Below are 22,245 nucleotides of genomic sequence, written 5' to 3'. Positions count from 1 at the left end.
CCATGAGCATGTCCAGAAAAACTGTGTTAAAGATGTCCGATCTCGCCAAGTTGGCAGGCGTCTCCAAAGCCACGGTTTCCCGTGCGCTAAATAACAGCGAACTGATCAATATCGAAACGCGACAGAGAATTCAGGATCTTGCCCGCGAACATAACTACCGTCTTAACACCCGTGCAAGGAATTTCCGCACCAAAGAAATTCTCACCATAGCGGTCGTGATTCCCTCCGCTCATACGGCTCGCTGGCAACTGGCGGGCCCCTTCTTTCAGGAAATGCTGGGCATTATTTCCATGACGTTAATGGAACAGGGGCACCAGCTTTTACTGTCTTCCGTTAACTTGCGGGAACTGGATCGCGACGGACAATTCCTGCACCGTATCAATTGTGACGGCCTCATCGTTATCGGGCAGAACGACATTCACGAACAGCTCAATGCGCTTGCCAAATCCACCATTCCTATGGTGGTCTGGGGCGCAAAAATGGATGAGCAGGATTACGTATCCGTGGGCGGCAATAATGAAGAAGGCGGTTATCTCGCTACCCGACATCTGATCGAGCGGGGTTGTGCAAGCATAGCGGTCATTGGTGACTGGGAAGTGCCCGAAGGTAGGCTCCGCTATGCCGGGTATCAACGAGCTCTGGCTGAAGCGGGCTTAAAAGAAAACCCCGACCTGGCGATTCACACAGGTTCAGACAAAGATGAAGGCTATCAGGCCGTTTTAAAATTACTCCAGACAAACATTGAATTCGATGGTCTCTTTACCCTCACCGATGCTTTGGCAATGAAAGCCATCAGTGCTCTGGATGAAAAAAGCCGGAAAGTGCCAAAAGATATTGCCGTGGTCGGCTATGACGATATTCCCCTCGCCAAGTATTATACGCCGTCTCTTACCACCATCCATCAGGACCCAGAATTCGGTGGGCGCCTACTTGTCGACAAGGTGCTGCAACAAATTCATGGGGAACACCCCCACTCCGAAATTTTGCCGACCCCTCTTGTGGTGCGCAACAGCAGCGGCAGACAAGGTTGAGCAAGACCGCTTAGAAATAGCGTACCAGCAACCAGGGTATTAACAGCCAAAGACAGCCTTTTAAGGCAAAGAATGCTAACCCCAGGTAACCAACCCTGGTAAGCCAATCTGAAGACAGTGGTAACGACCGGATTTTCATATCCACCCCCTACGACTACTTTCAGTGTAGACCAGGCCTCGAAAGCGGAGCTGGGGTGGATTACCGATCTGAAGGTTAGAGGGGATCAGGTCCGTCAGGCATGTTATCAGGACGATGGCGAGTGACCGAATCGATCGGACCATTGATCTCACCCTCAGCCAAGCTGATGGCAGCATCCAAAGCCTTGTCAGACGGAATAATAACGTCGGGAATTACACCAACACGCTCCCAGTTGGAACCGGTGATGGGATTGACCGAACGCGACTCAGGCAGCTCCAGAGCAAAGTGGTCGCTAACCCGGCGGTATTCAAACGGTTGAGCACCACCACCTGTGGCTTCACCAACAATCACAGCGCGCTTCAGCGCCTGGAGATCGTAGGCGACACGCTCTGCGGCAGAAAACGTTTTAGGAGAGGTCAGAATATACAGCGGCTTGTCTTCGCCAAAGCGTTGACCGGAGACCTCTGCTGGGGTGCGGCGTAATAGCTTAGCATCGTTTGGACGATTGTAGCTGCCACTAACGGGACTGTTAGGCGGCAACAGATACCCCATCAACAAATCGTCGGTATCGCCGCCGCCGCTGTTGTTGCGCAGATCAATGATCAGAGCTTCACCGCCGGCGACCACGTTCATCGCCGCACTGAGAACCTCACCACCATCTTGCTTTTCTGGAAACGCGCGCAACTCAAGCAGAAGAATATTGCTCGGCAGGCGCTCAATCTTTTCGATACCGTAGTTGTGTTCAGGGCCGCAGAATTTATCCAGCTCTTCCTTGGAGAAGCGCTGCTCTGCCTGCTCATTATCGAGCGCATTTTCGCTGAAACTCAAGCCCAGATGAGGATCGCCGGAGAGCACTCGCATCAGCTCAGTCGCACGCTGTGCGAAGTCCTCCGGCTCAAGCGCCTCCTTTGAGATGGTACCCCGCGTTTCCAGGGTTTCCGCAATCATTACAGCTTTGGACTCATCGACATAACGCTCGCGAATCAGGGCTGCAGCCCCGGCGAGAATGCGACCCTGCTGGGAGGGTTCCAACAAGCTGTCCTGGGCTCTCAACCCAGGAGCGGCCATCACAAGTAGAAGAAGAAAAAAACCAGTCGATCCCTGGCGTAATGTATTACTTTTGCTCAATAGCGCTGTCCACACCACCGATACAGACATATTGTTCAATAACTTCACGACAACCCAGTTTGTTTGGAGGGCGCTCAACCCATTCATCACCTGTTAGACTAGCCAGCCTCCTGAAACTTTGTCAGGTGTGACTTGAGGGAATCCTTGGGGAGTTAAAACGCCGGAAATTTGCAACTTACTATATTTTTAGCACGAATCGCCCGATAAAGAGTCAAAATTTACCCTGCCTTACGCTTTTACAAACGATCTACAACCCAATTACCGCAGGAAATTTTTTTCAACACTTTCCTATTCATAAAGCAAAGCTATCAATTCATAGACATTTTCACTGGACTCAAAGAGAGATCGATGACAGAAAACGCCTGGAAAAATAAGTACCCAGCGATCAGCTACGATAAAATACGGTATGGCGATACAGACCGCCAGGGCCACGTTAACAACGCTGTTTTTGCCACCTTCCTTGAAACCGGTCGCGCAGAGATTTTTTATGATCCAGAGCGCCCCATAGCCGACGATGAGGTCGAATTTGTCGTGGTCGCGTTGACGCTTAATCTCGAAGCCGAAATCACCTGGCCGGGCCGAGTGGACATTGGCTCACGCATTGCCAGAATTGGCAACTCATCGGTGGTTGTTGAGCAGGCGCTCTTTCAGGACAACAAACAGATGGCCACCGCAGAAACCGTCATTGTCCAACTCGACACAGCGAGCCGCCGCTCCCGCCCCTGGAGCAGCGATAGTCGAGCCCTGTTGGCCAACCTTCAGACTGAAAATAACTCTGAAGCAAGCTGATTCTTCTCACTATACGTATAATTCGCTGACTGCTGCTCGACGACAGCGCGTCAATCGAGCAACATTGTCACTAGAATCGTTCGCGGACAAATATCCGATGCCAAAATTCCGGCATTGACGATTCTGCAATGAGAAACAGTTCACAGCCCAGTTCAACTGTGGCAACCTGTGATCAATTATTCACCAGCTGCAGTGTGGGCCAGACCATGTTGAAATTTGCGATAGCGGTAGTGCTGTTTGCAACAGCAGCCGTCGGATACTGTGAAGATGCTCCCCAAGAACAGGAAAAAGAAGACTCCCAACGCCTGATCGCCGCTTTCCTTCCCTTCGCGGAGGAAATGCTCTCACAGCACGGCGAGTTTTTTCCCTATGGCGGCGCCATGACCCCAGCTGGCGATATCATTAGCCTAGCGGCCACTGACGATTTTAGTCAGCCATCGCCGTCAGACCTCGTCGGAATCATCAATGAGCAGTTCCGCAGCGCCGCGGATAACCACGAGTATCGCGCAACCGCGCTGGTGTACGATGCCCATATACGCTCGCCCGATGGAGACCCATCCGACGCCATCGCATTCAATCTCGATCATGAATCCGGCTCTTCAATCGTGGTGCTATTGCCTTACACCCTAAAGAACGGCAACGTTGAATTTGGCCAGGTTATCGCCCAGCAAGGCAGCGGCGAGGTCTTTCAGTAGATACCGCCAAACCACCGCAATGACTACTGAACCGTTGGTGCAGCGCGTGCCACATCGCTTTTAAAGAGTGGCACTTCCAGAGCATTTTCCCCGTCCCTCACCGGTTGACCGACCATCTCATCGTAGGGGCTCTGCTGCCGCAAAACCATTTCTGCGACGGGCAAACTTTCGAATAGGGCCTGCATCTCAAGCAGGTTAAAACTGCGTAAGAATTTGCCTTTAGCATCGGTGACATAGTCTTCCCGCCCCTCTCGCATAATAGAGGCCTGGTAAAGACACATATCCAGAGAATGAATGACCACTTTTTCAATATTCGACCACTTACGTAACTCAGCGATGGTGATTGTCATCGAATCCAAGCCCCTTAATTGTTATGAGTTCAATTAAGAGTTTACGAAAAAATGATCGGGAAGGCTTAACTCATAAGTGATTCCGTCTTCAGATTCACCGCTGTAACCGCGCTGAGAACTGAAATACAAGCGGGTGCCATCCGGGCTGAACGCCGGTCCGGTGATTTCCGACGCCCTCTGATCAAAAAGCGTTACTAACGGAGCGGGGTTGCCATCGAGATCCAGTGCGACGATTTGCATATCTCCGCCATCCTCCGCAACCAACAGCTCACCACTGGGGCAGATCTCCAGATTATCGACGCCCGACAAGATGGGGGTGGCCGCAGTTTTTGCGTCGTAAACCACCCGCAATTGATCTTGCTCTGTGTCGCCCCGCCCGAGACTCAGCGCCCAAACTCGGTTATCCAATTTGGTGGTGAAATACACCACACCATCGGCGTAGGCTAGCCCTTCTCCGCCTTTAAAATGTGCGGCATCTTTAACTTGTTTGCGGGTTGAACGTCGCCGGGCGGAGGGATCCGGCACTTCTGCCCAATCGACCCCAGAGGTAGTGAGCACGGCAACTTCCAGCAGACCCGCCGTCAAATTCCCTGGTTTCGCCGGAGAAAAGCGATACAGGCAGCCATCCCGCATATCTTCAGTCAAGTAGGCGCGACCGGTTTCAGGATCAAATACTACGGCTTCATGGTTAAAGGCACCGAGCGCCGGCAATACTTGTGCGGCGCGACCTCCGGTGGGATCACACTCATGTACCAGGCCTTCATCGTCGTTTTCCTCACAGGACAACCAGGTGCTCCAAAGACTGCGGCCTCCCGCACAGTTTCTGGTGGTGCCGCCAAGGATTCGATAAGCGTCGACAACCTGGCCTTCGGCATCGAACTTTAACGCACTGGCGCCGCCTTTATCGTCCGGCATCTCGCTGTTGGACACATAGATCCAACCGCCGTCTTCTGAAGCAAAGCAGGCTCCGCCATCCGGCGCCCCGTGCCAGTAATACGACGTCCCGGTGACGGGCTTACTGGATTCGGCAACAACTCTTAAGGTCGCTCCAACGGGTAGACGAGCCTTATGATCGCTATCAATCCAGGTTTGCTGCAAGGTGCTCGACACCAGCGGAGAAGCCGCTCGAGCCGCAGATGTTAAGACCGGGGTACTGGCGACAGCCACCATGGCTTGGCGCAATAAAAGACGGCGGTTAATCACGTAATTTCCTTTTCAGGGCATCTTATTCAAGGACCCCAATTCGGGATCCAAACAGCGTTGACTGAGGAGGTATTCTCAGTCACTCAGATTCTGAAGCGCTTATAAGCTCCTCGATCGCGCTCCAGGGGACTAGCTTAAAATTCTGCGTGGCTTCAGGCATGCGATTGCGTCCGTCCTGTACCACCAGCATCCCTTTTGACCACGGCCCGCCCAAATTAATGCCGGTGACTTCCAAACCATCCGTTTCGGCGGCGCCATCAATGGCCAGATCAGAATTGATACCGACGCGGAATCGAGTTCTCAAGGTATAGGGTGGAAAGGCATCTGCAACCAGATAACTGCTATTACCTTGGCTCGAAATAACCAGCAGAGGTTTCGAGTCTGCATTGCGCCGGTAAATGCCCAGGCCTTCAACATCATCGTGCAGAACACCCCCAACTTTCATAACCATCGTCGGTTCGGCTGTCGATTCCGGATCCGCGGAAAGCGTCCAAATACCAACATCCTCCTCGCCAACAAATAGCTGTCCACGGCTGTCATCGGCAACACAGCCTTCAGGTTGGGAATCAAATTTGACCTCCCTCACCCGTTCACCCGCGAGCAGCATGTTGTTCTGGTCATCCGTCGAGGTGACGCGATACTGCTGCAGACGGCCGTCTTTATCGTTAGCGAATATGTACACGCCACCCTCTTTGCTGGCAGACATGCAGAGTCCGTAAATGTCGGAGAGATCCGTAGTAATCTCACCGGCGGGTACCACGGTGCGTGTGGATTCGTCCAACTGAAACAGACTGATACTGTTGTGGTCGCGGTTGCTGGCGGCCGCCAAAGCGGTAACTTTGCCCAATCCCGATATACCGGTACGTAAATCGACATTGTTGAGACGACCAACTTCCAGGTTTTGCAGCAGCTGGCCGTTTAAGTCGTAAACCTGAAGCCCCGCTTTTTTGTTGGTCCCCAGAATTACGGCTCTCTTTTTTTCGTCCTTTGCATTAGCATCGATGATCCATATTGCAGGATCGTCAGCGGCATCCCCGTGACGACCGACAGGATGGGTTTCCACCAGGGGCTCAACCTCAGCGATAACATCGATATTACCCGTGTCTTCTACACGCTCAGGAAGTATCGCGTTTCGAGGCGTGGCATACCAAGCTCCGCTGTCGTCATCGCGCACGGCAATCTGCTCGCTGCCCTCGTAGGAGACAAAGATAGCCTGCTCGGCCTCAGTCATCGGCGCCAGAGATTCCACCGCTGCTGCCTGCCAGTCACCACTTTCATTGGTATAGCGATGCAGCTCCCCGGCATCGGGATCAATAACCAGCAGACTGCCGTCAGCCAATAGCAGAGTACCCGCGGTCTCGGCAATATCACCAAAAGGCTTTACCATGGCGACCGGCGTCCGCTCAGTCAGAGCCTCTGGATCAGCCGGATAGGACCAAACACCGACGGCTTCTTCATTCACCAATAGCGCCTGATGTCGATCGTCTACCTGACAGTATTCTGCCTGAGGCGGTAACGGCAGCGAGCGAACCAGCAAGGGTTTACTCAGCAGTCCGGCTTCATCAGCCACATACCATTGCTCCCCATGCCCCTCTTCACCAACGACGAAAAGAAAGCGTTTACCCGTGTCCGACGAATAAAGACAGGAGCCTGCCACAGCGAAATCGCGTGTGGGCAGCTGACGCTCCTCAATGCTGCCATCACGGGAAATTTCCGCCAGGGTGATTGTTTGGGCGTAGGTATCTGGTGCGGCAACCAACCAGGAGGACGGATCCAGACGTCGGTTTGGACGAACATCAAGCACCTCAAAATAACCGCTTATTGCTGCGCTGATCTCGCCTTCAGTCTGCTGCACCTGTAAGCCGTCGGGCCCTAAGGCCTTTACCGACATCTCACTTCCCGGAAGGTGTCGCTGTGAAAACAGTTCTGCATCGCCGGTCGTTAACCAGGGCGCAGGCTGCCAGGCAGGATTTTGGTCACTGTTATCCGCAAACGCGGTACATCCCAGCAGCAGGCTGCTGCCGAAGACCCACAAGAAAGATTTACCGGTAAGACCGGAGAATTTTTTTTTCAACATAGATTTACTTACTGACGAGCCATCACAACGACAGAGGCCATGCCCCTGTCGCCATCGCAATTACATAGAGGTAAAGGTCACAGAAAATTTAAATGACGGACCATATTCTTCGTATTGAGCGTTGTAGACATCCGAACCGGTATACACATAGTAGGACTCATCCGTCAGGTTCTGCGCTTCAAAACTCAACTGCAGTTGATCGGTCAAATAATAGCGGGCGGTAAAATCCACAAATGTCTGCTCATCGGCATAGAGATCCCAATCGGCACCATCCAGCGCTGCGACTTCCTGAAGATATTCCGACTTGTAGTTAACCGACAGACGCAGACTGAGCTTTTCGTCTTCCCATCCAAAGGTGAAATTGCCCACTTTCTCGGATTGATACGGCAAATCGATATCGCGACTGCCCTCTTCTGTATCAATACTTGCATCCGACTGACTCCAGGTCAGGTTTGCGCCCAACAACAGATTGTTCCAGGGGGCTGCCAGTGCATCGAGTCGCTGCGACCAGGCCAACTCGACACCGATCAGATCTGCGCTGTCACCGTTGGTATAACTTTCCGCTTCGTCAAAATCCGCCCAGATGCCCTGCCCGGCAATATCGCTTTCGTAGACAAAGTTTTCGATGTCTTTGTAGAACACATAGGCAGACAGCAATCCGGCACGGCCGAAATAGTGTTCAATGCCGAGATCGATATTCGAAGATTCCAGTGGATCCAGTTCGGGATTACCAAAGGAGGCTTCCTCTCCGTCGATCACATAACCGGGCGCCAACTGCTCAAAGGAAGGCCGTACCACCGTATTGGTCCAGGCAAAGCGCATTTGAGTGTCGTCATCCCAGTGATAGCGCACGTGCAATCCCGGCAACAGATGATCATAGCTGTTGTCAGCCGTAACCGATTCATACTCGCCATCGCGCACGCCAGTACCTTCGGCGCTAAATTCGGTATCTTCATAACGCAAACCGGCAATAATGCGCCAGCGATCAATATCGACCGTGTTCATAAGGTAGAGCGCGGCGATATCCTCGTCCATCGTGAAGTCTCCGATGGACGACTCCTCATCATCATAGAATTCGTCTGCGTCCAAACCCGCCAATAGCTGCTTAATGCCGCCGCTGTTCAAGGAAGGGCCAAAACGACCGAGCGAATAATCAATCGGCGAACCACTGTAATTGCTCATCAGCAATTGATCAGAACTCACGCCATAATCTTCAAAATCTTCGTATGCCCAAGATTCAACATCATTGTCTTTTTCGCGCTGAGTGTATTTTCCACCGAACTTCACGGTCGATTCATACCCCTGCAATTGATAGTCGCGGGAGATATCAAATTTGGCACTGACCTGCTCGTCCGTGGTGTATTGCTCAGTCCACTCGACTTCGCTTAATGCGAACGCAGATGGCGTAAAATAATCGCCGTACGCACTGAGAACCGGTGTACGCGTACTGCTGTAACTCACATCATTAAAGGAGTTAACCCCCTCAAAGAGTGCGCCGGCAATGTGCGCAGGAGTGTCTTCCAAAGACTTGCTGTAACCAACCTGCCCGGCAAAGGTCCACTGATCACGGACCAGATCGCCGCCAAACACATAGGACTGGATCTCCTGAGTTTCTTCACGATCCTTTACTTCGCGCCAGCCTTCGCCGGATCCCAACTCGTTCGTGCTCAGCGGATCTTCAAATTCGATACCCGCGGCATTGCGAGTTTCCGTATCGGTAAATTCGCTGTAGAGGGTTCGTAAATAGAGGTTGCTGTTTTCACCGACCTTGTAATCAATGTTTAAGCCGAGACCGCTGCGCTCGCGGGTGATGTCGTAATCGCGCATTTCCAGCTCTTCCAGACGAGCGCCCTCTTCAAAATCCCAAGCGCCTCCGGTTTCCACATTATCAGAACCAAAATCACGCTCTTGCCAGCTGACGGCCAAGGCAATACCCAGGTTTTCTTCACCGCCACCGACGCTGAACACATCACTGTAGGCACCGGACAATTTTGGACTGGTTTGCTCTGTATTATCGTCATAGCTGGATTCGCCAGAGACAGTGTAAAAGCGACCATCATGATCAAAAGCGGTCAGGCTTTCGACATCGATACTGCCTCCGAGGGAGTTGGCGTCCATATCGGGCGTAACCGCCTTAACCACAGACAGAGTTTCAACCAACTCTGATGGCACGACATCGAGCGCTACGGCACGCGTGTCGCTGTTAGGGGCGGGAATCAACGCGCCGTTGATGTGAACACTGTTCAGGTCTGGCCCGAGACCACGCACACTGACAAAACGCCCCTCACCCTGATCCCGCTCGATCGAGACACCGGGCAGGCGCTGTACGGCTTCTGCGATATTTTCATCGGGTAGCTGCGCGACAGCATCAGAACTCACGACACTTTTAATGGCATCGGAACGTCGCTGTTCGGCAAGCGCTCGTTCAATTTGGGCAGTCTGCCCAACCACCAACACGTATTCTAGCGTCTCTTCGTCTTCAGCCTCTTCGGCGACAACGTGAGACGCAATAGCCATAGGCGCGATCGCCAGAGCCAACGCACGTGACAATATGCTGCGTGCAAAGGGAATAAAACTGGGTTCAGACATACAAACCATCCAATCGGTAACTGCCGGTAAACATGGCGAGAATGCTAGAAACCAAAAATGACAGTTCTATGTCAGAAAAATAACCTGTGCTTGATATCATCGATTTTACTTAGACATCTCAATGGCGATGAGCTGAAATGTCTCATCAACAGACTCAAACGATCCACCTTCCCCATTGCTTGCAGGCACTCCGAAGGCGATACAGCGACGAATCGCCTTACCAAAACAGCATTTGGAGATCATCGCCCCCAATCCGGAAAATAAGCGGTGAGCTAATTTACCTCCCAGGTTTGTCATTCCTTTGTCACAAAGTTCTGCTGAGCTAGCGGTTTTACCGATTCCTAGCTCTATGTCTATCGCCTCCCATCGCTTGCGTCTGCGCCTTGAAAGCTGGCTGCCATCCCGCTACCTGCATTTGCACGCCCATCGATTTCTACTGTTGATTACCGCAATGGTTGGGGTGTCACTGGTGTACCTGCAGGCGGGGATGATCAAACCGATATCCCATTGGTCAACATTGGATATTCTCGGGGAAGGAGGCTCTTGCCTGCTGGTTATCGCATGGCTCTTCCTGATGCTAAACAGTCGCCCCGCGGGACAGGTCACACGTTTACTGTCTCTGGGATTGGGCCTGATTATTGTGTCCTGGTGGTGCGACGTCCTCGATGAATTTATTGAATTACCAGAGCATTTTCACTGGGATCATATTCTGGAATCCGCGCCCATGGCGTTAGGCATGGGCGTTCTGACCTGGGGCTTATTTCACTGGCACCACGAACAACTCGCGATCAGCGCACAATTGCGGAAACGGGAAGGCGCCGTCCGGGAACACCGCTACTTCGATTATTTGATGCCGCTGGCAGGAACCGAAGCGCTCACTAAGGAACTGGCTTTGCGGCAGGCGCTGACACGCCAGACGCCGGACGCCATAGTCGCTGTCAATCTGAATGACTTCGACGCCATTAATCAAGCTTACGGTTATCCGGAAGGCGACAGAATACTGGTATCGTTAACACAGTTGTTGCTGCTTAACCTACGCCATCAGGATCTGCTGTTTCGTTTTAGCGGTGATCGCTACATTGCCCTTCTGCCTGAAACCAGCCTGGCAGATGCGGAAACTCTAGCCAGAGACCTGGAAACAGTCGTAAAGCACTTTGCTCACCGAACTCAAACCTGCGGCGAGCGTGTTTTCCTTTCGGCCACCTGTACAGCAGTGATTCCTAAATCGCCCATTGACGATGACCTACTGAAGGATATCGAAACCACATTGCAACGGGCTAAAGCCTCTCGTCAGAGGTCATCTTCGACGACTGCAGCAACTCACTCAATGCTGGGCGCGTGACATGGAACGCTTTCTGGAAAACGACACGTCCTATATTTCGATACACGGCATACCGCTAACGGTTCTCGATTTGTGTGCAAGCCGCGGGATCGACACTCATCGACTCCTGAGTGGAACCCGCTTATTTCTGGCAGACTGGCATCTACCCGATAAGAAGGTGTCGCCAGAACAGCTACTGAGATTGCTGGCGAATGTAGACTCGCTTTTACCCGGTAAAGACTCCTTTTTCCAACTGGGAAGACGCCTGCTACCGGGTAATGAGGCCAGTGCCAGTCACGCCCTAACACTGAGTGCGGACCTCAACACGAGCATCGATCTTCTCGACGAGTTTCAAACCCTGTTACTGCCATTGATTCGGCCTGTCCCAACGCGGGTAAACGGAGCGCTGCAATTGGTCTGGGAAGATATCTGCGGCACTGATTACCTGCGAGAGAAAATCATCCTCGCCAGCATCACCGCGGTGGTGGGATATACCCGCAGCCAGAACAAGGGGAAGCATGGATGGGAGATTTTTCTCAGACAAAAGCGCCCGCAACAGCTTGAGCAATATCTTGTCAATTTAGGCGAGGCTGTGCACTTTGAACAACCGTGTAACCGCATGATCATGCGTGCAGGCAGCACCTGTGCCAGCTCGGGACAGACAGCCGGACCCGGTCTCGATATCGTGCGCACGCAAGCACGCCGCCAGTTACAACAACTCCCTGGAACGCGAACGTTTCTCGCCGCAGTCACCGACTGGCTCAATCAACATGTTGAACAAAATCCCAGGCTCGAATCCCTGGCTACCGACCTATCCATTAGCCCGGCCACACTGAAGCGGAAACTGAAAAAACACCACACACACTTCCAGGAAATGCTCGATCAGGCGCGCCTCGCAAAAGCCCTGGCTCTGTTAGGGCAACCGCAGGAATCCACAGAATCCGTAGCCCAGCGCCTGTGTTTTCATGACGCAGCCAGCTTTCGTCGCGCCTTCAAACGCTGGACGGGCAGAACACCAAGCCACGCACCTTTTGCACTGCCCATAAATCACTAGGGAAGCTCTGATTAACTACCTGCGTTGCCATCGCCAACATTAATCAGAGGTTCCCTAGAAAGACCATTTCTCAATTTTTTACCTGAGCTAACAGATTGATTTCACTTCAATAAATGGCGAAAAACCGGTCTTATCATAGTACGAAAGTATGCTTTACAATTTTTTTCGCGCCATCAAATATCCGCCTTTCTCAGCAAATAAATAGACGCCAAACCCCCGATTTTTAAACGGTTTTTCACGCCAAAGCCGCACCACTCGGGATGCATCACCAATTTCCCCTTCCAACAAAAATTGACTTGCGACCAGGGAACCTGTGTCAACCCCTTAACAGATAGCGTCGGGCCGACAGGCACAGCCTGACTTTGCGTCAAAACTTTGACAGAATACGCGCCTGAACGAACAACAAGGACTTCGATAAGCGCCAAGAACAGCCCCGTCCGCTGCCCAACGCTGTCGAGGCATGGACGAGATTCTACATGGCTCAAATCATTCTCCGTATTTTTACTCCCGATCAAAAAGTCCGGGAGCTTTTACTCGACAGCTACAAAGTCATCCCCGTTGATACTGGTGCCACCTATGTTCTGGTGGACGAATCCGGAACCTATTCCAATGACGAACTCAATCTAAAGCGCGTCGAAGACTCCCTCGTCATCGAATTGGATGGCCAATCGATCAGTGAAGTCGACAACTTCTACGCCCCCGGCCAAACCGCCGCGTTTGACGTCGCACCGTTTACCGAAAGCTACAACCCCACACCGGAACCAGACCCAAACAATCCTGACGATCCGGCCTGGCAAGCAGAACAGGAAGAAGGCGGCTCCAACGCCTTGTGGTGGGGCCTTGGCGGCGCAGCTGTGCTCGGTCTCGCCCTCGGTGGCGGAGGCGGCGGCGGTGGTGGAGGCGGCGGTGATGATACGCCGACAGTGCCCGTAGACTCTGAAGCACCAACTCTCGCGTCTTCATCACCATCCACTGACGCAAGCGAAGTCTCTGTAAACAGCAATATTCAGTTGATCTACAACGAGATTATTCAAGCCGGAACGGGAAATATTGTCATATCTGGTGGCTCAAATGGCGACATCAGTATTGATGTTAATGACTCGAATCAGGTTTCAATTTCTGGCAGCACATTGACAATCAACCCAGCAGAAAATCTGGAAAACAACGTCAATTACACCGTCAACATCGCCAGCGGTGTGATCACCGATGCCTCCGGCAACAGTCCAGCGACGACAATAAGCTTTACCACCAGTGAAATCACTGACACAACAGCACCCACGCTGACCACATCATCCCCTGCGGACAATGCGAGCGAGATTGCGTTAGACAGCTCAATTACGCTGACCTTCAGTGAAGAAATTCAGCTGGCCGACGGCACCATCACCATTTCCGATGGTACTCAAACGATTACCATCGATACTGCATCGCCAGACGGTCAGCTGACTGTCGATGGTGCAACACTGACGATTAATCCCACCGCAAATCTCGCCAACAATGGCAGTCGCTACAGCATTCAGGTGTCAGACACAGCCATCACAGATACCTCTGGAAATTATTATGCTGGAACAGGAACAGCTGCATCCATTGATTTTACAACGGTTGCCGAAGCGGACGTAACTGCGCCAACGTTGGTGTCAAGCAACCCTATCGATGGTGCCTCCGAGGTTGGACTGACCAGCAATTTTACACTGACTTTCAGCGAAGCCATTCAGCTTGGTACCGGGAATATTGTGATTTCTGATGGCACCCAAACCATCACGATTGATGCAGCGAATTCCGACGGGCAATTATCTGTCTCTGGATCGACACTAACGATTAACCCGACGACCGATCTTGCCAACAACAGCAGCAGCTACAACATTCAGATCGCAGCGACTGCAATTACTGACGCGGCTGGCAATAACTATGCGGGAATTAACAACGCCACCACATTAAATTTTAATACTGTTGGTGATGCCATTGATCCCATGATCACCAATGTCGCCATTCCCAATGCGGCAATGGCTGTTGGCGATACAGTAAACGCGACGATTACTGTCGAAAATGATGGTGGAGACGAATACAGTCTGGTAGCTGGCAGTACGATCGCAGGTTTTGCTCTTTCCGGTTTAAATCGAGTAGATGCAACGACCTATACGGCGGAATTTACCGTGACGGAAGGTGGTACCGATGTCGCAGCGGCAGCGGACATTCCTGTTAGCGTTCGTTTAAGAGATTCTGCTAACAATACCAGCAATGCCTATTCTACTGCGATTATACAAACTGCGGATGCAATCGACGCGAATTCGCCGACCTTTACCTCAGGCACGAATGCTACCTCTATCGATGAAAACAGTGGTGAAGGTCAGGTAATCTACAACGCTGCAGCCACCGATAACAGCACGGTGACTTACAGCCTGGAAGCATCTGATGATTATCAAGCGTTTACTATCAATGGCAACACTGGTGCAGTCACGTTAACCGACGATCCGGACTTTGAAACCCAAAACAGCTACACGTTTACAGTCATTGCTACAGATGCGTCTGGTAATGCCACTAGCCAGACTGTAAGCCTGGCGATAAATGATGTAGTAGAAGATACGACACCACCGACCATTACCTCCGGCCCGAACGCTACCTCTATTGATGAAAACAGTGGTGCAGATCAAGACATCTACACAGCCATCGCTACCGATGCTAGCGCGGTAACCTATAGTCTGGAAGAATCTGGTGATTATTTAGCGTTTGCAATTGATAGCGACACCGGAGTAGTTACATTAACCAATGATCCGGACTTTGAAACACAAAACAGCTACACGTTTACAGTCATTGCTACAGATACGTCTAATAATGCATCTAGCCAAGTTGTGAACCTAGCGATAAATGATGTAGCAGAAGATACGACACCGCCGACTCTGATAAGTAGCAATCCAGTCGATGGAGCCACAGATGTCGCCCTAACCAGCGACTTTACGCTGACCTTTAGTGAAGCGATTGAGTTAGGTACCGGCAGTATCGTTATTTCCGATGGCACAAATTCAATCACCCTTGATGCTGAGAATGATGCTGGGCAGCTAATCGTTTCAGGATCAACGCTGACGATTAATCCAACCGCCGATCTAGAGAATAACAGCAGCAACTACAGCATTCAAATTGCAGGAACAGCGATCACTGATACTGCCGGCAATGCTTATGCAGGGATTAGTGACCCAACTACACTAGACTTCACTACCATAGCCTCAGGCTCAGAAGTAACTGAAAGTCTGGCTGCATTAAGCTCACTAATCTTTGGCAAAGCAACAGCATCCACAGGCCAAGACGATAGCATCGTCGTTTTCGATACCACCACCGGCGAATCTTCCGACCATTCCGGTCGCTCTTTTGATGCCGACACCAGCTACGACATCTATATCATCGCAGACACCAGCGACGCTGGTGCCAGCATGGTGTCATCTTGGGAAAACGCTGGTGCCTTGGGCGCCGACGATACCATCACCTTGGTCAGCAACAGTGTTTCCGCTTCTGCTCAGCAATCGGCTTCCGACGTCAGCGTAAACTGGGTCAGCACCAGCGCCCAGGTTTCTCTAAGTAATGATGGCAGTCTGTTTACTCAGAGCAACAATGGCTCTGACTCGGCAGACCTTTGGAGCGGAAGCTGGTCTGGCACAATGAATGTCGGTGGCGCAGTCTTGGAAGAGTTGCCCGCCTCCATTGCGTCGACTCAAGTTCTCTCATGACATGCAGTCGCAGCTCACTCATTATCGTCAGTTAGCTGCTGATGGCCAGTTCCATGAACTTCTGGAGCTGGCCAATGAAGAGTGGGCTCTTGCCAACGAGCCAGCATTTTTAATTCTGAAAACGCTGGCACAAATCCACGTTACTTCCAACCCCTTGCCTCCGACATCCATCCATTCACTATTGGATGACGCCAGCAGCCTGGATCAAGACAGTCGCCTTGATGTGGCGGCGGTACACAATGCACTGCGGCATTATGACTCTGCCCTAGCATTATTAACGCCGATACTGGATCAACACCCAGATAACAGCGTGGCACTTTTCCGCGCGGGAATCGCCAGTCAAGGCTTGGGAAAGACGGCGTCTAGCATCGACTATTTTTCTCGAGCGATAGCGTCTGCAGAGGGCTCCATCGCCTCCAACCTTCCCGCCTACCTGAAACTGATCCAGTGCCAGGGTGAACAAGGCGATTGGGGCTCAGCACAGCAAACGCTCGGCAAGGCGAGAGCAGTCCTGAAGCGGTTTGAATCTCCGAGCAATCAGAATGCCGCTGCAGATGCTCGCCTACGTCAGGAATGCGATCGTCAACAGTTGGCCATCTGGGTGGGCAGCCAACATATTGGACAGGCAGAAAGCTGGCTGGAACGAGAACGCACACAGCCGTCACCGGAACAACTTAATTCTGCGATCTCTCTTTCCATAGACTATGCGGACCTTCTTGCCCGAGCTGACCGGCATGCTCAAGCGCAAGATTATCTCAACGCTTTCGTGGCGGAATATCCCAACGTCTGGTCCTTTCATCGAAAACTGGCAGAATTGGCGTACCTGCAGGGACAACTGCTCCCAGCCATCCACCACCTGCAAACGGCCATTCGCTTGGTCACGCTGGAGAATGATCATTCTGTCTCAGGAAGCGCGATATCGACGCCATCCGATGTAACCACCCATATTCGTTTAGCCTTACAACTGGCGGAGTACTGCCTGTTTCAAGCGACAGATCTCGCTCGAGAATCCGCCCAACAAGCGACCAAACACTTACAGATTTTGCCGAGGCACTTGGTCAGTCTAAATGACTTCGAGGTGCTCACTCAGCAATGCGACGTCATGCTTGCACGCGTCGAAATTCAGGACGGAGAGACAGAGTCCGCTCGCCAGCGCCTCGAGAATAGCTTACGAAACTTCCCTGTCAGCCTCTCAGCACTGAAGACACTGGGACAGCTGCAAACCCAGTTGGGAGAATTGGACCAAGCAAAAGCCACTTTCGAGAAAATCAGAGAGATCAACCCAGAGCAGTCCGCAATCGCCCTGCTCGATCTGAATGTGTTACCAGAAGATTCCGAGACCTTAAAAAAGATCGAAACTCTCGCCAGGAATACGTCAACCGAAGGCCAAGTGCAAGGTGGTGCGTTATTAAAGCTCGCGTCAGCCTTCGAAAGGCTCGGCGACTTTGGCAAAGCGTTTCAGCTAGCGAAAGAGGGAAACGAAGCTCGCAAACGTTTGCAGAATTACGATCCCAGACAACACCGTAATCAATGCGCTCGCATACGCTACGCCTTTAATCGCGACCTGTTCGAGCACAGACCTGACACGGGTCACCCGTCAACACTGCCCGTCTTTGTGGTGGGGATGCCCCGCTCAGGCACCACACTCGTAGAACAGATATTAAGCAGTCATAGCAACCTCTTTGGCGCAGGGGAACTCGGTATCATTCCCAGAATAATACAGGGTCTGAATCGCTGGGAAAGACACACTGGCTCTGGACGACAGTATCCTGACTGCATCGATGACCTCTCCCCCGAGGTGGTCAACGGTCTGGCCACAGGAATTTTGTCGGAATTGCAGGCCTTCTCACCCTCCGCAAAACACATCATCGATAAGTTACCGCACAATTTTGAGCAGATTGGATTGATCAAATTTCTGTTTCCCCAGGCCAAAATTATTTCGGTGCGCCGCGATCCTCGCGACATTGCGATTTCCAATTATTTTACGGACTTCCAGGCTCGCCACGCCGGTCTGGGTTACGCCTATGATCTCACCGATATTGGCGAACAACTGGCCGATCACCATCAAATGATGCGCCACTGGCAGCAGGTATTTCCCGGACAAATACACGAGGTTCACTACGAATCCCTGATTGCGAATCAGGAGAATGAAACCCGCAAGCTGCTCGACTATCTTGGTGTTGACTGGGAGCCACAGGTCATGACGCAACATCAATTGCAGCGACCGGTGCGAACGGCCAGCGTTCTGCAGGTAAGACAGCCGCTATATCGCCATGCTTTGGCGCGCTGGCAGAAGTACGAGTCCCACCTTCAGCCACTGATTAAAGGCACCAATGCACCGATTCGCCCGGATCCCATCACCGACATAGTCACCTTGCCACAACCCGGTTGGCTGGCCGCGGCCGTGACCGCCTTCAATGACGGGCATCTTGATCGCGCTGAACATAGGCTCAAAAAACTGTTGCATCATATTCCGCAACACGGGGCGGCAACCTATCTGATCGGGTTGATTTACCTGCGAAAAGGACATCTCCAGGAAGGAATTCAATGGGTTGAGACCGCGATCGCTATCTGTCCCTGGAAAGAAGACTGGCAAAAAAGCCTGAGCGACGCGCACCAACAGCTAAAATCCAACCATTAGCCGGATTTTACCGGCCTACTGGCAGAGGGCATAATCCGCCCCCGCGACCACTCCAGACATAAAGGCATTAGCCAACGAGATATGACCACAACAAAACTGCGACCCGTTAGCGGTGATGCCCTCCATCAGTTATTTCGCGCCCACGCCATCGATATCAGTCATACGGCGGTCAACCAGGCGTTCGATGGATTGTACGGCGGCACATCAACCACCACCACTGCTCCAATAGACCAACTCACCCGGGTCATTCGCGCGCTGGATATTACCGGTGTGCAATCTGCACAAGTCAGATGGCGTCGTCTGGATCAACGCCGTTTGCCCGCGTTAATTTATCTGGGGGATGATTGGCAACTGATCGAAAAGAACGCTGATGACCAACTGCTGGTCGATGGTAAAGAGGTCCCCAACCTGACTCAGGATGCCCTTGCTGATTGCCCGGTCCTCTGCATCCGCAACCAACGTCATAGTAATCAACGTTCCGACGCCGCCGAGGGGAAGAAAGCCAGCGCCGCCAGTCTGGTTTTGAAAGAGGTTTTCCGCTCTCGCGGCTGGTTGAGAGATGTGCTGATCGCGACAGTCATCATCAACCTGCTGGCACTCGCCACATCCCTATTCGCGATGCAGGTGTATGACCGAGTAGTGCCCACACTCGCCTACGCTACTCTGTGGACACTGGTCGCGATCATGGGGCTCGTGGTCGCGCTCGACTGGCTGCTGAAAACCCTGCGCTCGCGAATCCTCGACAGTCTTGCGAGCGCGGTTGATCAAGCCGTGTCACAAAAAGTGTTTGACCACATACTGTCGTTGCAACTGGATACCCGCCCTCGCAGCCTCGGCACCTTGGCCGCCCAAGTGGGCGGCTTAGACGCGGTGCGTCAGTTTTTCACATCGGCCATCGTCTTCAGCCTGATCGATTTCCCGTTTGCCGTAATGTTCATTGCCTTTATCGGCATTATCGGCGGCCATATCGCTTGGGTGTATGTGATTTTGTTTCCGCTGGCGGCGGCGCTTGGCTGGCTGACTAGGTTGAGGTTGCGCCGTCTGCTGACAGAACAGTTGCAACGCATCAACGAGCGTCAGGGCCTGTTGGTAGAAACACTCCAAGGTACTGAGTCGATTCAAAGCGACGATGCCGGCTGGCGTTTTTCCGAAAAATGGCGAGCGATTTCGCAATCCATCTCTCGCTACAACTTGCTGCAAAAAGCTATCAGCAACCGCGCCACCATTACCGCCACCAGCCTGGCGACCATCGCTTATGTCAGCGCTCTGGTGGTTGGAGTTAAACAAATTGAGCTGGGCTTTCTCACCATGGGTGCTCTGATTGCCTGCAGTATTCTCGGGGGGCGAGTCATTGCCCCGGCGACACAGGCGGTGCAATATTTGGTGCAATGGCAAAACGTTGTGCAATCCCTGCAAATGGTCGATGACCTACTACAAATGCCAGCCGCTCGACGCCCCGACCAAGTCCTGTTAGCTCCCAAATTGGAACATCCATCCCTAACAGTTGATGAACTGACATTTGCCTATCCTGGCACGATGATTCAGCAACTCAATGTTGCGCGACTGCACTTTAACGCGGGCGATCGCGTGGTCTTGCTCGGCCCCGTCGGTTCTGGCAAATCGACTCTGCTCAAAGTCATGGCGGGACTCTACCGGCCCAGTTCAGGGCGGGTGCGCATCGGTGATACCGATCTTTGGGAACTGGACCCAAACTGGCTTGCAGAGCAGGTCAGCTATCTGCCGCAGAGCGTTGACCTTTTCAAAGGCACCCTCTATTCCAACCTCTGTTTAACCGGCAACGCCGGTGATTCGGAACTGTCGCGAATTTCCCGAGAGTTAGGTATTGATCGCATCGCAGCATCCAGCCACCTGGGCATGGCATTGCCAATCAACGAAGGTGGCAGCGGACTGTCAGGTGGTCAAAAGCAATTGGTCGGCGTAGCCCGCATACTTTTGAATCAGCCTCGTATCTGGCTGCTGGATGAACCCACGGCGTCTCTCGACCCCAATACCGAAAGGCAGGTATTGACCACAATTCAGAAGCATGTGGGCGCAAACGACATTCTGGTGATCGCCACCCACAAACCCGTGCTAGCGCGACAACTGGCGAATCGGGTTATCGTGATGGAGCAGGCCAGTATTCGCGACGATGGCCCTACTGATGACGTTCTGAAACGATTGCTCACCCCCGCCGCCAACACCGTAGGAGGCGCTTCACCCCATGTGGTTTGATCATTTTTTTGCCGACGCCGATCGCATCCGCGAGCCGGGATTCAAACGTCTCGAAAACGCCTACGAACGCAGTCATAGCACTCTGATCGCGATCATTGGCTGCGGGTTAATTGTTACAGTCGTCTGGGCGAGTTTTTTCACGGTCGATCAAGTGGCCAGAGCCCGTGGCGAAGTTATTTCCAGCAGTCGCGTACAGGTCATTCAATCGGTCGATGGCGGCGTTCTTTCTGAACTGCTCGTGCGCGAAGGTGATCGGGTTGAACCCGGTCAGGTTTTGGCGCGACTCAATCAAACCCGCTTTGGCGCTTCGGTCGCAGAAATCGAGGCACGACTGGCGTCCTTGCAAATAAAAGCCGCCAGATTACGTGCAGAAGTAACAGATGCCAGCGAGCTGTCTCTGCCAGAAGACCTATTGTCCTATGAGGAAATCGTCAAGGTCGAACAAGCCTTGTTCATCCAGCGTCGTCGAGGATTGCAAGAAAGCCAGGAAGCTTTGGAAACGGCAGTCAATCTCGCCAAACAAGAAAATACCATGGTGGAAAATCTTGCACGTAACGGTGATACCAATCAATCCGAAGTCTTGCGTGCCGCTCAGGCACTTAACGATGCCCAGGCCAAATTGATCAGTTTCCGCAATGAATTTCTGGAAGAATCCCGTATTGAACTAACACGGGCGGAAGACGAAATCGCGCAAAACATTCAGGTGTTAACTCAGCGCCGCCAACAACTGGAAGACAGCGTCTTTGTTGCCAAACTGCCCGGCATAGTCAAAAACATTCGCGTCACTACTGTGGGCGGCGTTCTCCACGCGGGCGATGAACTGATGCAGATCATTCCCACCGACGACGAACTGATACTCGAAGCTAAAGTCAGCCCTGTAGATATCGCCCTGGTCGCCAAAGGACTACCGGCGACCGTTAGGCTCGATCCCTACGACTATACTATCTTTGGCAGCACCGATGGCGAGGTTATTTACGTCAGTGCCGACACACTAAAAGAAGAGACGGCTCAGGGTGAAGAAATTTACTACCGGGCCCATATCAAGCTCGGTAAAAACCCCGTCACGACCACGTCAGGGCGAGAGCTGGAGATCATGCCGGGGATGACCGCACAGGTGGATATTCGGACCGGCCAACGCACGGTGATGGAATATCTGTTGAAGCCACTGAGAAAAACCCTCTCGGAGTCCCTGGGAGAACGATAATTCACTCGCACCATAATGACTACGAATAAATATGGAGTCCTTACAGACAGCCCTTGTCCAGGTCACAGGTCAGACT

At 52.4% G+C, this 22,245-nt stretch carries 16 protein-coding genes; 9 read left to right on the top strand and 7 right to left on the bottom strand.

Going from position 1 to position 22,245, the window contains the following annotated elements:
* Positions 1-8 precede the first annotated feature (8 nt).
* Entirely contained in the window at positions 9-1,031 is a 1,023-nt protein-coding gene (locus ACXAFR_RS03655; protein WP_475172072.1) for a LacI family DNA-binding transcriptional regulator, read from the top strand.
* 214 nt (positions 1,032-1,245) lie between these two features.
* Here the strand turns inward: ACXAFR_RS03655 and ACXAFR_RS03650 are convergent, their stop codons facing one another.
* Entirely contained in the window at positions 1,246-2,376 is a 1,131-nt protein-coding gene (locus ACXAFR_RS03650; RefSeq protein WP_475172071.1) for a S41 family peptidase, read from the bottom strand.
* Positions 2,377-2,646: 270 nt separating this feature from the next.
* On the opposite strand from ACXAFR_RS03650, the gene ACXAFR_RS03645 reads away from it, so the two are divergent.
* Together ACXAFR_RS03645 and ACXAFR_RS03640 are read left to right on the top strand one after the other, a co-directional pair.
* Entirely contained in the window at positions 2,647-3,087 is a 441-nt protein-coding gene (locus tag ACXAFR_RS03645; protein ID WP_475172068.1) for an acyl-CoA thioesterase, read from the top strand.
* 128 nt (positions 3,088-3,215) lie between these two features.
* On the top strand, positions 3,216-3,782 hold the full coding sequence (locus ACXAFR_RS03640) for a hypothetical protein (RefSeq protein WP_475172065.1): 567 nt from the start codon (positions 3,216-3,218) through the stop codon (positions 3,780-3,782).
* 23 nt (positions 3,783-3,805) lie between these two features.
* Here ACXAFR_RS03640 and ACXAFR_RS03635 read toward each other — a convergent pair whose 3' ends face one another.
* The 5 genes from ACXAFR_RS03635 to ACXAFR_RS03615 all read right to left on the bottom strand — a co-directional run bounded on the left by ACXAFR_RS03635 (position 3,806) and on the right by ACXAFR_RS03615 (position 10,298).
* Positions 3,806-4,132, bottom strand: coding sequence for a DUF6482 family protein (locus ACXAFR_RS03635; protein ID WP_475172063.1), 327 nt, complete (start codon positions 4,130-4,132; stop codon positions 3,806-3,808).
* Positions 4,133-4,165: 33 nt separating this feature from the next.
* The gene (locus tag ACXAFR_RS03630) at positions 4,166-5,335 is read right to left on the bottom strand and encodes an alkaline phosphatase PhoX (RefSeq protein WP_475172062.1); all 1,170 of its coding nucleotides are present in this window, start codon (positions 5,333-5,335) and stop codon (positions 4,166-4,168) included.
* A 79-nt stretch (positions 5,336-5,414) separates the two neighbouring features.
* A complete protein-coding gene (locus ACXAFR_RS03625; protein WP_475172060.1) occupies positions 5,415-7,412 on the bottom strand; it encodes a phytase in 1,998 nt (665 codons plus the stop codon).
* A gap of 60 nt (positions 7,413-7,472) precedes the next feature.
* Positions 7,473-10,001, bottom strand: coding sequence for a TonB-dependent receptor (locus ACXAFR_RS03620; RefSeq protein ID WP_475172058.1), 2,529 nt, complete (start codon positions 9,999-10,001; stop codon positions 7,473-7,475).
* Between the two features lie 105 nt (positions 10,002-10,106).
* Positions 10,107-10,298: a hypothetical protein gene (locus tag ACXAFR_RS03615; RefSeq protein ID WP_475172055.1), complete on the bottom strand. Its 192-nt coding sequence runs from the start codon at positions 10,296-10,298 to the stop codon at positions 10,107-10,109.
* 4 nt (positions 10,299-10,302) lie between these two features.
* Between ACXAFR_RS03615 and ACXAFR_RS03610 the strand changes: the two genes are divergently transcribed.
* On the top strand, positions 10,303-11,343 hold the full coding sequence (locus ACXAFR_RS03610) for a diguanylate cyclase domain-containing protein (RefSeq protein ID WP_475172051.1): 1,041 nt from the start codon (positions 10,303-10,305) through the stop codon (positions 11,341-11,343).
* A 1-nt stretch (position 11,344) separates the two neighbouring features.
* Positions 11,345-12,376, top strand: coding sequence for a helix-turn-helix domain-containing protein (locus ACXAFR_RS03605; RefSeq protein ID WP_475172047.1), 1,032 nt, complete (start codon positions 11,345-11,347; stop codon positions 12,374-12,376).
* 173 nt (positions 12,377-12,549) lie between these two features.
* On the opposite strand, the gene ACXAFR_RS03600 is transcribed toward ACXAFR_RS03605, so the two are convergent.
* Complete coding sequence (locus tag ACXAFR_RS03600) at positions 12,550-12,861, bottom strand: hypothetical protein (protein WP_475172043.1); 312 nt, start codon at positions 12,859-12,861, stop codon at positions 12,550-12,552.
* On the opposite strand from ACXAFR_RS03600, the gene ACXAFR_RS03595 reads away from it, so the two are divergent.
* The 4 genes from ACXAFR_RS03595 (at position 12,853) to ACXAFR_RS03580 (ending at position 22,169) form a co-directional block, all read left to right on the top strand.
* A complete protein-coding gene (locus ACXAFR_RS03595; RefSeq protein WP_475172040.1) occupies positions 12,853-16,092 on the top strand; it encodes a beta strand repeat-containing protein in 3,240 nt (1,079 codons plus the stop codon). The genes ACXAFR_RS03600 and ACXAFR_RS03595 overlap by 9 nt on opposite strands.
* Position 16,093: 1 nt before the next feature.
* Positions 16,094-18,733, top strand: a complete 2,640-nt coding sequence (locus ACXAFR_RS03590; RefSeq protein WP_475172036.1) for a sulfotransferase — start codon at positions 16,094-16,096, stop codon at positions 18,731-18,733.
* A gap of 81 nt (positions 18,734-18,814) precedes the next feature.
* Complete coding sequence (locus ACXAFR_RS03585; RefSeq protein WP_475172033.1) at positions 18,815-20,965, top strand: ATP-binding cassette domain-containing protein; 2,151 nt, start codon at positions 18,815-18,817, stop codon at positions 20,963-20,965.
* Complete coding sequence (locus ACXAFR_RS03580; protein ID WP_475172028.1) at positions 20,955-22,169, top strand: beta-barrel domain-containing protein; 1,215 nt, start codon at positions 20,955-20,957, stop codon at positions 22,167-22,169. The genes ACXAFR_RS03585 and ACXAFR_RS03580 overlap by 11 nt, the downstream gene beginning before the upstream one ends.
* Positions 22,170-22,245 lie beyond the last annotated feature (76 nt).

The sequence above is a fragment of the Pseudomaricurvus sp. ABR4_320 genome (assembly GCF_056159445.1).
Note: the sequence above shows the minus strand (reverse complement) of the source record. Positions and strands in the feature narration are given on the sequence as shown.

What these genes read in the sequence shown, in the direction of transcription:
- ACXAFR_RS03595 (WP_475172040.1), top strand. Translation starts at nt 12,853, where the DNA reads ATGGCTCAAATCATTCTCCGTATTTTTACTCCCGATCAAAAAGTCCGG.
- ACXAFR_RS03615 (WP_475172055.1), bottom strand. Translation starts at nt 10,298, where the DNA reads ATGACAAACCTGGGAGGTAAATTAGCTCACCGCTTATTTTCCGGATTG.
- ACXAFR_RS03580 (WP_475172028.1), top strand. Translation starts at nt 20,955, where the DNA reads ATGTGGTTTGATCATTTTTTTGCCGACGCCGATCGCATCCGCGAGCCG.
- ACXAFR_RS03590 (WP_475172036.1), top strand. Translation starts at nt 16,094, where the DNA reads ATGCAGTCGCAGCTCACTCATTATCGTCAGTTAGCTGCTGATGGCCAG.
- ACXAFR_RS03585 (WP_475172033.1), top strand. Translation starts at nt 18,815, where the DNA reads ATGACCACAACAAAACTGCGACCCGTTAGCGGTGATGCCCTCCATCAG.
- ACXAFR_RS03640 (WP_475172065.1), top strand. Translation starts at nt 3,216, where the DNA reads ATGAGAAACAGTTCACAGCCCAGTTCAACTGTGGCAACCTGTGATCAA.
- ACXAFR_RS03645 (WP_475172068.1), top strand. Translation starts at nt 2,647, where the DNA reads ATGACAGAAAACGCCTGGAAAAATAAGTACCCAGCGATCAGCTACGAT.
- ACXAFR_RS03635 (WP_475172063.1), bottom strand. Translation starts at nt 4,132, where the DNA reads ATGACAATCACCATCGCTGAGTTACGTAAGTGGTCGAATATTGAAAAA.
- ACXAFR_RS03605 (WP_475172047.1), top strand. Translation starts at nt 11,345, where the DNA reads ATGGAACGCTTTCTGGAAAACGACACGTCCTATATTTCGATACACGGC.
- ACXAFR_RS03620 (WP_475172058.1), bottom strand. Translation starts at nt 10,001, where the DNA reads ATGTCTGAACCCAGTTTTATTCCCTTTGCACGCAGCATATTGTCACGT.
- ACXAFR_RS03625 (WP_475172060.1), bottom strand. Translation starts at nt 7,412, where the DNA reads ATGTTGAAAAAAAAATTCTCCGGTCTTACCGGTAAATCTTTCTTGTGG.
- ACXAFR_RS03655 (WP_475172072.1), top strand. Translation starts at nt 9, where the DNA reads ATGTCCAGAAAAACTGTGTTAAAGATGTCCGATCTCGCCAAGTTGGCA.